Genomic DNA, 11,651 nt, shown 5'->3' on the forward strand with positions numbered 1-11,651 from the left:
TGCGGCCCGAGGCCTCCTCCCCGTCATGAAGCGGCCACGACGCGCCGCGGGGCGAACGGCTCTGGCGCGGCGCGGCGTCGTGCGTCTACGGTGCCGGTATGGAACAGAAGGATCGCGTGCCAGCCCCACCCGGCATGGCAGCATTCGACGAGGAAGCCCCGCTCGACGACGGCTACAGCCAAGAGGGCAGCTACGGGCACAACCAGGAGTCCTTCCAGCTCCGCGATCCGCGGAAGTACGCCGACACGCCGCCGGGCGAGCCCCTGCGGGAGCTCGAGGCCACGCCCGAGGCGGAGAAGAAGCCGCGGCGCCGACGCCTCAGCCTGGGGACGTCCGGGGCGGCAGGCATCCCCGATTCGTCGGGGGCGACCCACACGGGGTTCGGCGACCCGGATCGGGACTAGGGCCCGACCTCGGCGCCACACGACCCGATCTCGGCGCCCCACGACCCGATCTCGGCGTCATACGGGGCGGTCGACGCGGGGAGTGTCGCGGACCGCGGCGTCCATAGGCGAGACTGGCCCCATGCCAAACGCTGCGCACAACACGGCTCCGAACGCCCTGCACAACACGGACTTCATCCAGACCACGCACGCCGGCTCGCTGCCGCGCACTCCCGCGCTGCTCGCGGCCAACGCCGCCCAGGCCGAGAACCCCGGGGACACCGAGGCGTTCGAGCGGCTGCTCTCCGATTCCGTCGTGGGGATCGTGGCGCAGCAGCTCGACGCCGGCCTGACGATCGTCAACGACGGCGAGTACGGCCACACGATGTCCAACTCCGTGGACTACGGCGCCTGGTGGAACTACTCGTACGCCCGGCTCGGCGGCCTCACGCAGGGCGGCGTCGACCGGTGGCAGATGACCGAGCAGATCCGCTCCGAGCCCGGCAAGATCCGCCTCACCACGATGCGCGACCGCCGCGACCGTGTGCGCTTCGAAGAGGCGTACAACGACCCGAACTCGTTCATCCTCACCGGCCGCAAGGCCGTCCCGCAGCCGACCATCACGGGCCCGGTCACCTACATCGGCCAGGATCTGGTCCGCCGCGACGTCACGAACCTCGTCGGCGCGCTCGAGGCGCAGGAGGCCACTGCCGGCTTCCTCCCGGCGCTCTCCCCCGGCTCCGCGTCCCGCCTGGCCAACGAGTACTACAAGACCGACGAGGAACTCCTCTTCGCGTGCGCGGATGCCATGCGCGAGGAGTACAAGGCGATCATCGACGCGGGACTCACTGTCCAGATCGACGACCCGTCCATCGCCGAGAACTGGGACATGATCAACCCGGAGCCCACGGTCGAGGACTACCTCGCGTTCACGAAGCTCCGCGTCGAGGCCCTCAACCACGCGATCCGCGGCCTCCCGCCGGAGCAGATCCGCTTCCACCTGTGCTGGGGCTCGTGGCACGGCCCGCACACCACGGACATCCCGTTCAAGGACCTCGCCGAGACGATGCTCTCGATCAACGCGGGCTCGTACTCGTTCGAGGCGGCCAACGTCCGGCACGAGCACGAGTGGAAGGTCTGGCGCGACCTCGACCTGCCCGAGGACAAGGTCATCGTCCCAGGCGTCGTCTCGCACGCGACCAATGTGGTGGAGCACCCCGAGCTCGTCGCCGACCGGATTGAGCGGTTCGCGCAGATCGTGGGCCGCGAGCGCGTCATCGCCTCCACGGACTGCGGGCTCGGCGGCCGCGTGCACCCGCAGATCGCGTGGGCCAAGCTCGAGGCGCTCACCGAGGGCGCGAAGATCGCCACCGAGCGGCTCTGGGGCTGACCACGGTGACGCACGACGCCGCCCCGCATCCCGGCCCCGCCTCGCCTCCCGGGGCGGCAGCCGCCGCGGGCAACGAGGTCACCCTCCGCTTCCTCGCCGCCCCGACGGACAAGGGCCACTCCGGGTCGGTGGACGCGGGAACGGTCCTCGAGTGGGTCGACAAGGCCGCGTACGCGGCCGCGGTGGGCTGGGCCAAGGCGTACTGCGTGACCGCGTACGTGGGCAACATCCACTTCGCGGACCCGGTCAACGTGGGCGACATGGTCGAGGTCACGGCCACGATCGTCTACACGGGCCGCACGTCGATGCACATCCGCACGGTGGTCTCCTCGGGCGACCCCAAGGGCGGCACCCCCACAATGCGCAGCCAGTGCCTCGTGATCTTCGTGGCCGTCGGGGACGACGGGCGCCCGGTCGAGGTCCCCCGGTGGGTCCCGCGGACGGAGGCCGAGCGCGAGGCGGAGGAGCACGCCGTCGCCCGTATCGCGGTGCGCGACGAGATCGTCGCGTCGATGAAGCGCCAGGAGTACACGGACGCCGGGACCGCCGAGCGGGTGGTGCTGCGGTTCCTCGCCGCGCCGACGGACGTGAACTGGGGCGGCAAGGTCCATGGCGGCACGGTCATGAAGTGGATCGACGAGGCCGCGTATGTGTGCGCGTCGCGGTACTGCGGGAGGGACGCGGTGGCCGTGTTCTCCGGCGGGGTGCGGTTCTACCGGCCGCTGCTCATCGGCGACGTCGTGGAAGTCGAAGCCCGGCTGGTGTACACGGGCACCAAGGGCATGCACATCGCGGTCCACGTCCGCTCGGGCTCGCCGAAGGGCCGCGAGTTGAATCTGACCACGTACTGCCTCACCGTCATGGTGGCCCGCGACGAGACCGGCACCGCCGTCCCGGTCCCCCGCTGGGTGCCCGTCTCCGACGAGGACAAGCGGCTGTGGGAGCACGCCCGCGAGCTCCTCGAGATCCGCGGACGAGCGCCCGGCGGGCGCCTGCCGAACCACATGCTCGGGGCGTAGCCCGATTTCTTCATCCGGGTGTTGTCGTCCACCATGAACGGGGCTAACCTACAACCAAATGGTTGTAGATCAGAAACCCCGAGACTTCACCGACGAGGAGATCGACCGGATCTTCGGCGCCCTCGCGGACGCCACGCGCAGGGACATCCTGAGGCAGTCCATGCTCGGAGAGCAGTCCGTCTCGGGACTCGCCAAGAACTACGCCATGAGCTTCGCGGCCGTGCAGAAGCACGTCGCGGTGCTCGAACGGGCACTGCTCGTCACGAAGGAGCGGCGCGGGAGGGAGCAGATCGTGCACTCGAATCCCGCGGCGATCCGCAGGGCGGCGCGCCTCCTCGAGCGGTATGAGGAGCTGTGGCGCGACCGCATCGCCCGCATTGGGGCCATCCTCGACGCGGAGCCAGGACAGTCACGCACCGACCAAGGGACACTGCCATGACGTTCGTCAGCAGCACCACGGACACCGAGAACCTCACCCTCACGCTCGTCACAGAGTTCACCGCAGACCCCGCCCGCGTGTGGCAGGTGTGGGAGGATCCACGCCAGCTCGAGCGCTGGTGGGGGCCGCCCACGTGGCCCGCCACGTTCGCCACGCACGACTTCACGCCGGGCGGCCGCTGCCACTACTTCATGACCGGCCCGGACGGCGAGACGGCCCACGGCTGGTGGCGCTTCATCGCCATCGACGAGCCGCGGCGCCTCGAGATCGAGGACGGCTTCGCGAACGAGGACGGCTCCCCCACCGACCCGGAGGACTCGGCCACCTTCGTCGTCACCCTCGAAGACTCGGGCGGCGGGACGCGCATGACGACGGTCTCCGCCTTCCGCACCCTCGGGCAGCTCGAGCGCATGCTCGCGATGGGCATGGAGGAGGGCATGAAGCAGGCCTCCGGCCAGATCGACGCGATCCTCGCCGAGGTGAGGGAGGACACTGCGTCGAGGGCAGACTCTGCGGCGACGGAGGACTCAGTCCGCTAGTGGTGCGGGCCTAGTGGTGCGTCCCGTCCGGGCGGCTGAGCACCACGAACGAGCGGCGATGGCTGATGTAGTCGCTCGGCCAGGTGGCCACGGCGCGGATCTTCTGCATCGTCCCGGACAGCAGCACGACGTGCACCCCGAGCCATCCCAGGAACGCGAGGGGCCCGGTCAGGAGCAGTCGCTTCGGGCCCGGGCCCACCTCGGCGACCGCCGCCCCGCGGCCCACCATCGCCATGTAGCCCTTGTCGAAGTAGGCGAAGGGCTCGCGGCCCCGGCCCTCGATGTCCGCGAGGATGTTCTTCGCCGCCCACGTGCCGGCCTGCAGGGCGCATGACCCCAGCTGGGGGAGGTTGTTGCCCTTGGCATCGGTCATGTTCGCCGCGTCGCCGAGCACGTACACGCCCTCGACCCCTGGGGCGGTCAGGTCCGGGTTGACGTCGATGCGCCCGCCGCGGCCCTGGGGCAGACCCGAACCGGCGACGACGGGCCCAGCCTTGAGCCCGCCCGCCCACACCACGAGGTCGGCCGGGATCTCCGTGCCGTCCTTGAGCGCGACCTTGCCCTCCTCGATCCCCGAGACCGGAGTGCCGAGGTGCAGCTGCACGCCCATGCCGGCCAGCCGCCGTCGTGCGTATTCCTTGGACTTGTCCGCGAACGCATTGAGCACGTTCGGGATCATGTCAACGAGATGGACGCTGCAGCGGCTGGCGAGACGCGGGGAGAAGTAGTCCGGCAGGACGTACTTGACCGTCTCCGCGAGGGCGCCTGCCGTCTCGACGCCGGTGGGCCCGCCGCCGATCACCACGAAGTTCAGGGGCCTGCCGTCGTCCTCGCGCTCCGCGTCCTCGAGCATCATCGAGAGGGAGCCGCCGAGGTTCACCGCGTCGTCGACCGAGTAGAGCGGAAACGTGCGTTCCTCGGCCCCGGGGGTGTTGAAGAAGTTCGCCTCGGCACCGGAGGCGAGGACGAGGAAACGCGCCTCGTAGGCCTTGCCGTCCGAGGTGGTGACGCGCTTGGCCTGGGGGTCGACGGCGGTGACCTCCTCCACGATGACGCGCACGTTCGGCTGTCCGCGGAAGATGTCGCGCAGGGAGCGCGCCACCTCGGAGACCCCCAGCTGCACAGTGGCGACCTGGTAGAGCAGGGGCTGGAACTGGTGGTAGGGGTTCTTGTCGATCAGGAGGACCCGGACGCCCTTGCGCCCGAGGGCGCGGGCCGCCGCGACCCCCGCAAACCCTCCGCCGACCACGATGACTTCGTAGTTCTCGTCCACGAGGCGCACACTACCCGGCGAATGGCACCCGTGTGAACCGCTCGCACGGGCATGGCGGGGACCTGCCATGTTCCCCCGCCCAAGATGCGCGGCGGATTCCTGTGCGCCAACCCACAGGGCCACCGCTGTGAGCCGCCTAACATTGAGGCCACCGAGGCTCCGATGGGGCCAAGAGCGCTTCAAGGAAGAGGCAGTGAGCCCAACGATCAACGACATCCTCGCGGATCTCCCGCCAGGATGGGCAAGACTCAGGCTGGACGCGGCGGGCACGGATCAGGACATCAACCGAGTCCTGGTGCTCGATGCCGACGATACGGACGCGAATCCTGACGTGCACTCCGCACTCGTGTGCCTCATCGGGGCACGGGGACGGGCGGCCGTCCCGGTCGTCGCGCGGCTCGTCGAGGCGGGCCCCGTAGCGGTGGCCGTCAAGACCGCTGGAGACCAGGCACCCGAGGCCGAGGAGCTCTGCAAGGCCGGTGGCGTCGGCCTCCTCCTCGTTGCCCCGGACGCGCCGTGGGACCAGATCGTCTCGATAGCGAAGTCCCGCGTCGAAGACATCGAACCGCAGGCCGCCGCCATGGCCCTCCTCGAGGAGGACCTGTTCGCCCTGGCCCAGACCATTGCCAGAGTCACGTCGAGCCACGTCGTGATCGAGGACGCTGCGAATCGGGTCCTCGCGTACTCGACGCTGTCGAACAACATCGACGAACTCCGCATGGCCTCGATCCTGACCCGCCGCGGGCCGCGCGAGTACGAGCTCATGCTCAAGGACCTCGGCGCCTACCGCGAGATGCACCGCACGCGCGGCGTGGTCCGTGTGCCGGCCCGGCCGGAGCAGCAGCTGCGCGAGCGGGCCGCGATCGCCATCTTCGCCGGGGACAGGATCATGGGCTACATCTGGCTCCAGGAGACCGGTTCGGGTTTCAGCGATGACGTCGCCTACGCCCTGACCGGTGCGGCCCGGCGCGCCGCATCCGAGCTGATCAGGTACAGGAACCAGCAGTCCGTCAACATGCACGAGGACCGCATCGACCGGCTGCTGTCGGGGCCCGCCGAGGCGGCGGCCTGCGCCAAGACCCTCGGCGTGGCAGCCGATACGCCCTCCTCCCTGCTCCTCGTCGGGGTGTCTCATGCGGACGCTTTGGCCGAGGACGCCGAGCTCGTCCACGGACAGCTCGCCGACCTTGTCGCACTGCACGCCGCCGCGTTCAAGGGCTCCTCGATCGTCGGCCAGTACGAGGGCCGCACGGCCGTAGGGATCCCTGCGCTGGCGGCACGCACCGCCGTCGCGGCCCTGCGCTCGCTCGGCAGCCTGATCGTGGCCGACGCGAGAAGGCATCTGGGCGTCACGGCGTTTGTCGCGGTCGGCCGGGTCGTCCCCGGGCTCACCGCCCTGCATTCCACGCGTGCCGAGACCTCCGCAGTGATGGACTGCCTCATCCGCCGCAATGACGTCCAGGTCGCGATGATCGAGGACGTCGAGACGGAGGTCCTCCTGCACGAGGCCGTCACGCGCTTCGCATCCTCCGGTTTCCGGCACCGGGCCCTGACGGAACTGCTCACCGAAGACCGGGAGCTCGCCGAAACCCTCGCCGGCTACTTCGAGGCATCGATGGACGTGACCGCGTGCGCGCAGGCCATGCAGGTGCACCGGAACACCGTGTACTACAGGGTGGGCAAGGCTTCGCGCCTCACCGGGTTGGACTTCGGGGATCCCGCGCACGCCACGATCGTCCAGCTCCACCTCGGCCTCTGGGCCCGCGGGGCGCTCGACGGCGCGGGGGCGGCGTCGTGATGGCGGTCGCCGCCGCCGCGCGTCCAGTCAGCAATGCCATCGGACCCAGCGGCCTCGGGCTCGGCGGTGTCCTCGAGGACCTCGTCCGGCAGCACCGGCCCGCAAGCATGCTCGGTTCCGTTCCCCAGTCCATCCCGCACCTGGCGGGGGCCGACTTCAGGAGCTTCGGGATCGCCGTGGCCATGGTCTCGGGAGAGGTCTTCTCGGCGGGGGATGCTGCAGTCCCCTTCTCGATCCAGAGCATCTCCAAGGTGTTCTCCCTCGCCTTGGCCCTCGGGCACGAGGGCGGTCCAGAACTCTGGTCACGAGTCCACCGCGAGCCCTCGGGCACCGCCTTCAACTCTCTCGTGCAGCTCGACGCCGAGGGCGGCATACCCCGGAATCCCTTCATCAATGCGGGGGCGCTGGTGGTGACGGACCACCTCATCGACGCGTTCGGGGACGCAAGCGAGGAGGTGCTCCGGCTCCTGGCCTCCCCCTCCGGACGCGGTGCGGTCAACACCGAGGCGGTCCAGTCCGAGCTGTCCAGGAGCGAGCGCAACTTCGCCCTCGCGCATTTCCTCGCGGACCTCGGCAATCTCCGGAATCCCCCCGCTGCCGTCGTCCGGCACTACGTCCGCCAGTGCTCCATCGAGATGTCGTGCAACGACGTCGCCCTCGCCGGGCTGTTCCTGGCGAACGACGGCGTGGGGCCCACCGGGCAGCGGGTCGTCTCCCCGTCCGTCGCCAAGCGCATAGGGGCAGTCATGCTCACGTGCGGGATGTACGATGCGGCCGGCGAGTTCGCCTACCGCGTCGGACTGCCGAGCAAGAGCGGCGTCGGCGGAGGCATCCTCACCATCGTGCCGGGGGTGGGCTCCGTCTGCGTGTGGAGCCCGCGCCTCGACGCCCACGGCAATTCCCTCGCGGGGGCCTCGGCGCTCGCTGAGCTCTCGGATCGGACCGGCTGGTCCATCTTCTGACACCTCACCTCCCCTTTCTGTCCCCTTTCTGTCCCTCTTCTGTTCCCTCTTTTCCCTGACAGCACACCGTAAGGATCCACCATGCCCACAATCAGGCCCACGGCCAGTCCCCTTCCCGACCATCTCGAAGACCATGGGCATGCCCATGTGGCCGACCATGTCATCCATGCCGAGGACGCCGGCTACCACAAGGGCCTCAAGGCGCGCCAGATCCAGATGATCGCCATCGGCGGGGCGATCGGCACCGGCCTGTTCCTGGGCGCCGGCGGGCGCCTGGCCGCCGCCGGGCCCTCCCTCGTGTTCGCCTACGCCATCTGCGGGGCCTTCGTGTTCCTGATCCTGCGGGCCCTGGGCGAACTCGTGCTCCACCGCCCCTCCTCCGGCTCCTTCGTCTCCTACGCCCGCGAGTTCTTCGGCGAGAAGGCCGCCTACATCTCCGGCTGGTTCTACTGGATCAACTGGGCCATGACCACCATCGTGGACACCACCGCCGCGGCCCTGTACATGCACTTCTTCGGCAAGTACGTCCCCTGGATCGCCGCCGTGCCCCAATGGGCCTGGGCCCTGATCGCCCTGGTCCTGGTCCTGGCCCTGAACCTGGTCTCGGTCAAGGTCTTCGGCGAGATGGAATTCTGGTTCGCCCTGATCAAGGTCGCCGCCCTCGTGGGCTTCCTGCTCCTGGGGATCTACTTCGTCCTCTTCGGCACCCCCACTGGCGCCCCCACCGGCCTGTCCCTGATCACCGACCACGGCGGCATCTTCCCGATGGGCATCGCCCCGATGATCCTGCTCATGCAGGGCGTCGTCTTCGCCTACGCCTCCGTCGAACTCGTCGGCACCGCAGCCGGGGAGACCCAGAACCCCGAGAAGATCATCCCCCGCGCGATCAACTCCGTCGTGGTCCGCATCGCCGTCTTCTACGTCGGCTCCGTCATCCTGCTCTCCCTCCTGCTGCCCTACACCGCCTACCAGCAGGGCGTGAGCCCCTTCGTGACCTTCTTCGGCTCCATCGGCGTCCAGGGCATGGACGTGATCATGAACCTCGTGGTCCTCACCGCCGCCCTGTCCTCCCTCAACGCCGGCCTCTACTCCACCGGACGCATCCTGCGCTCCATGGCCGCCGCCGGCTCCGCACCCAAGTTCGCCCTCCGGATGAACAAGGCCGGCGTCCCCTACGGCGGCATCGCCATCACCGCCCTGGTCTCCCTCCTGGGCGTGCCCCTGAACTACCTCGTGCCCGCCGACGCCTTCGAGATCGTCCTGAACGTCGCCTCCGTGGGCATCCTCTCCACCTGGGCCACGATCGTCCTGTGCCAGATCCAGCTCCAACGCTGGGCCAGGAAGGGCTGGACCCAGCGCCCCGCATTCCGCATGCCCGGCGCCCCCTACACCGGCTACACCACCCTGGCCTTCCTCGCCATCGTGTTCGTCCTCGTGCTCATCGACTCCCCCTGGACCCTCCTGGCCACCGCAATCGCCTCCATCCTCATGGTCATCGGCTGGTACGCCAGCCGAGAACGCATCCACGCCATCGCCGCCGAACGCAACGGCTACACCGGCGCAGCACCCGTCATCGCCAACCGACCCGCCGGGCGCTGATCAGCATCGGGCCATCTGGGCCTCACAGGCTGGGGATCTCGAATCCGCGTATTGCCAATCGTTACTGCCGGGCCGTGGTCGGCCACGGGGCCCCGTGCTACGTTCAATCGAAGAGTAATGAGCGCCAGTGCCAAGCCCTGACTTGCTGGCCGGCAACCCTCCAGGTGGCGGGGTGCCTCAGGTGAGTACTCGGCTTTTCGTTCTCTCGATTCGCAAGCTACGAAGGAGCCCCGCCATGTCCGACACCGCGACTGAGCAGCCCTCTCCGGCCGGGGTGCCGGTACCGGCCGCCGCGACGACCCCGCTCAACGATCCCGCAGCCCCCGCCGGCCCCGCTGAGGAGAAGCTCGCCTACAGGCTGCTGACAGGCCCGGACACGCGCGAGTTCTGTGCGCGCATCTCGCAGGCCCTCGCGGACGGCTACGTGCTGCACGGCAGCCCCGCGGCGACGTTCAACGGCACGGACGTGATCGTGGCGCAGGCCGTGATCCTCCCGCACGCGGTGGCGCGCGCGGATGCCGCCGTGGCCTCAGCCGTCGATTCCCTCGAGTACGAGGGCGAGGGCCACGCGTGAGCTACGCCGGGGACCTCACGCCGCTCGAGGCCTGGGAGAAGCTCGCGGGCGGCGACGCGATCCTCGTGGACGTGCGGACCGAGGAGGAGTGGGCCCACGTCGGGATTCCTGACACGAAGGGCACCGACAACGATCCGCTGTTCATCCCCTGGGTGTTCGACGGCGGCATCCCGAACCCGGACTTCATTATGGAGCTCGAGCTGCAGGGGCCCGAGGACAAGGCCACCGAGCTGCTGTTCCTCTGCCGCTCCGGGGCCCGCTCCGCCGCCGCGGCGGCCGTGGCCGCGAATCTCGGCTTCACCGCCTACAACGTGCTCGAGGGGTTCGAGGGCGTGCCCGGCCCCGACGGCGCAAGGACCGTCAACGGGTGGAAGAACCGTGGGCTGCCGACCAATCTGGGATAGGACGAAGAACTCTTGAGCTTTGACAACACCATAGAAGTCACTGAGGGCTGGGCGGAGGACACCCGTGCTGTCCGTGGCGGGCTCCTCCGCACCGGCTTCCATGAGACCTCCGAGGCCGTGTTCCTCAATTCGGGGTTCGTCTATGAGTCCGCCGAGGCGGCCGAGCGGGCATTCACCGGCGAGGACGAGCGCTTCGTCTACTCCCGCTACGGCAACCCGTCCGTGGCCACGTTCCAGGAGCGGCTGCGGCTGCTTGAGGGCACCGAGGCATGCTTCGCGACGGCGTCCGGCATGTCCGCCGTGTTCACCGCGCTGGCCGCCCTCCTCGGCGCCGGCGACCGGGTCGTGGCCGCCCGGAGCCTGTTCGGCTCGTGCTTCGTGATCCTGAACGAGATCCTGCCCCGGTGGGGCGTGGAGACCGTATTCGTGGACGGTCCCGATCTTGACCAGTGGCGCGAGGCCCTCTCCACGCCCACCACGGCGGTGTTCTTCGAGTCCCCATCCAACCCGATGCAGGAGATCGTCGACATCCAGGCGGTCGCCGACCTGGCCCACGCCGCCGGCGCGCAGGTCGTCGTCGACAACGTCTTCGCCACGCCCCTGCTGCAGCGCAGCCTCGACTTCGGCGCGGACGTGGTGGTCTACTCCGGGACCAAGCACATCGACGGTCAGGGCCGCGTGCTCGGCGGCGCGGTGCTGGGCACCAAGGAGTTCATCGACGGGCCAGTGAAGAACCTCATGCGCCACACCGGCCCGGCGCTGTCCGCGTTCAACGCGTGGGTGCTCACCAAGGGCCTCGAGACGATGGGCCTGCGCGTGCGGCACTCGTCCGCGAACGCGCTCGCCATCGCCGAGTGGCTTGAGGCGCAGCCGCAGGTGAGGTGGGTCAAGTACCCGCACCTGCGCTCGCACCCGCAGTACGAGCTCGCACGCAAGCAGATGAGCGCAGGCGGGACGGTCCTCACGTTCGAGGTGGCCGGCGGCAAGGAGGGCGCCTTCCACCTGCTCAACGGCCTGCAGGTCATCGACATCTCCAACAACCTCGGCGACTCGAAGTCCCTCATCACCCACCCGGCCACCACCACGCACCGCGCCATGGGGGCCGAGGGCCGCGCGGCGATCGGCCTGGGCGACGGCGTGGTACGGCTGTCCGTGGGCCTCGAGGACGTCGGGGACCTCATTGGCGATCTGGAGCGGGCCTTGGGCTGAGCACCTGCGGATGTCAATGCCCCGGAGGGTGTTGACAAACCGCCCGACGGCACTCGTGTGGA

The 11,651-nt window shown here is 69.4% G+C and carries 12 protein-coding genes and 1 riboswitch; of the genes, 11 read left to right on the plus strand and 1 reads right to left on the minus strand.

The window, feature by feature from the left end:
* The first annotated feature begins 98 nt into the window (after positions 1-98).
* From SCMU_RS17015 to SCMU_RS17035, 5 genes are all read left to right on the plus strand, one after another.
* Positions 99-404 (plus strand): hypothetical protein, encoded by a 306-nt coding sequence (locus tag SCMU_RS17015; protein WP_229230279.1) that lies wholly within the window; start codon positions 99-101, stop codon positions 402-404.
* A 121-nt stretch (positions 405-525) separates the two neighbouring features.
* Entirely contained in the window at positions 526-1,773 is a 1,248-nt protein-coding gene (locus tag SCMU_RS17020; RefSeq protein ID WP_229230280.1) for a cobalamin-independent methionine synthase II family protein, read from the plus strand.
* Between the two features lie 5 nt (positions 1,774-1,778).
* Positions 1,779-2,792 carry an acyl-CoA thioesterase gene (locus SCMU_RS17025; RefSeq protein ID WP_229230281.1) on the plus strand — a complete coding sequence of 338 codons (1,014 nt, stop codon included), beginning with the start codon at positions 1,779-1,781 and terminating at the stop codon, positions 2,790-2,792.
* Positions 2,793-2,850: 58 nt separating this feature from the next.
* A complete protein-coding gene (locus SCMU_RS17030) occupies positions 2,851-3,231 on the plus strand; it encodes an ArsR/SmtB family transcription factor (RefSeq protein ID WP_229230282.1) in 381 nt (126 codons plus the stop codon).
* Entirely contained in the window at positions 3,228-3,770 is a 543-nt protein-coding gene (locus tag SCMU_RS17035; RefSeq protein WP_229230283.1) for an SRPBCC family protein, read from the plus strand. The genes SCMU_RS17030 and SCMU_RS17035 overlap by 4 nt, the downstream gene beginning before the upstream one ends.
* Positions 3,771-3,780: 10 nt before the next feature.
* Here SCMU_RS17035 and SCMU_RS17040 read toward each other — a convergent pair whose 3' ends face one another.
* Positions 3,781-5,043, minus strand: a complete 1,263-nt coding sequence (locus SCMU_RS17040) for an NAD(P)/FAD-dependent oxidoreductase (protein ID WP_229230284.1) — start codon at positions 5,041-5,043, stop codon at positions 3,781-3,783.
* 193 nt (positions 5,044-5,236) lie between these two features.
* Here SCMU_RS17040 and SCMU_RS17045 point away from each other — a divergent pair, with 193 nt between their 5' ends.
* The 6 genes from SCMU_RS17045 to SCMU_RS17070 all read left to right on the plus strand — a co-directional run bounded on the left by SCMU_RS17045 (position 5,237) and on the right by SCMU_RS17070 (position 11,589).
* Positions 5,237-6,841 (plus strand): PucR family transcriptional regulator, encoded by a 1,605-nt coding sequence (locus SCMU_RS17045; protein ID WP_229230285.1) that lies wholly within the window; start codon positions 5,237-5,239, stop codon positions 6,839-6,841.
* Complete coding sequence (locus SCMU_RS17050) at positions 6,841-7,803, plus strand: glutaminase (protein ID WP_229233076.1); 963 nt, start codon at positions 6,841-6,843, stop codon at positions 7,801-7,803. Before SCMU_RS17045 ends, SCMU_RS17050 begins: the two co-directional genes overlap by 1 nt.
* Before the next feature lie 81 nt (positions 7,804-7,884).
* The gene (locus tag SCMU_RS17055) at positions 7,885-9,402 is read left to right on the plus strand and encodes an amino acid permease (protein ID WP_229230286.1); all 1,518 of its coding nucleotides are present in this window, start codon (positions 7,885-7,887) and stop codon (positions 9,400-9,402) included.
* A gap of 113 nt (positions 9,403-9,515) precedes the next feature.
* Positions 9,516-9,627: riboswitch (SAM riboswitch) on the plus strand.
* A gap of 10 nt (positions 9,628-9,637) precedes the next feature.
* Positions 9,638-9,976, plus strand: coding sequence for a DUF1737 domain-containing protein (locus tag SCMU_RS17060; RefSeq protein WP_229230287.1), 339 nt, complete (start codon positions 9,638-9,640; stop codon positions 9,974-9,976).
* Positions 9,973-10,380, plus strand: coding sequence for a rhodanese-like domain-containing protein (locus SCMU_RS17065; protein ID WP_229230288.1), 408 nt, complete (start codon positions 9,973-9,975; stop codon positions 10,378-10,380). Before SCMU_RS17060 ends, SCMU_RS17065 begins: the two co-directional genes overlap by 4 nt.
* A gap of 12 nt (positions 10,381-10,392) precedes the next feature.
* Positions 10,393-11,589, plus strand: a complete 1,197-nt coding sequence (locus tag SCMU_RS17070) for an O-succinylhomoserine sulfhydrylase (protein ID WP_229230289.1) — start codon at positions 10,393-10,395, stop codon at positions 11,587-11,589.
* Positions 11,590-11,651 lie beyond the last annotated feature (62 nt).

It is taken from the genome of Sinomonas cyclohexanicum (assembly GCF_020886775.1).
In the GTDB taxonomy this organism is placed as follows: domain Bacteria; phylum Actinomycetota; class Actinomycetes; order Actinomycetales; family Micrococcaceae; genus Sinomonas; species Sinomonas cyclohexanicum.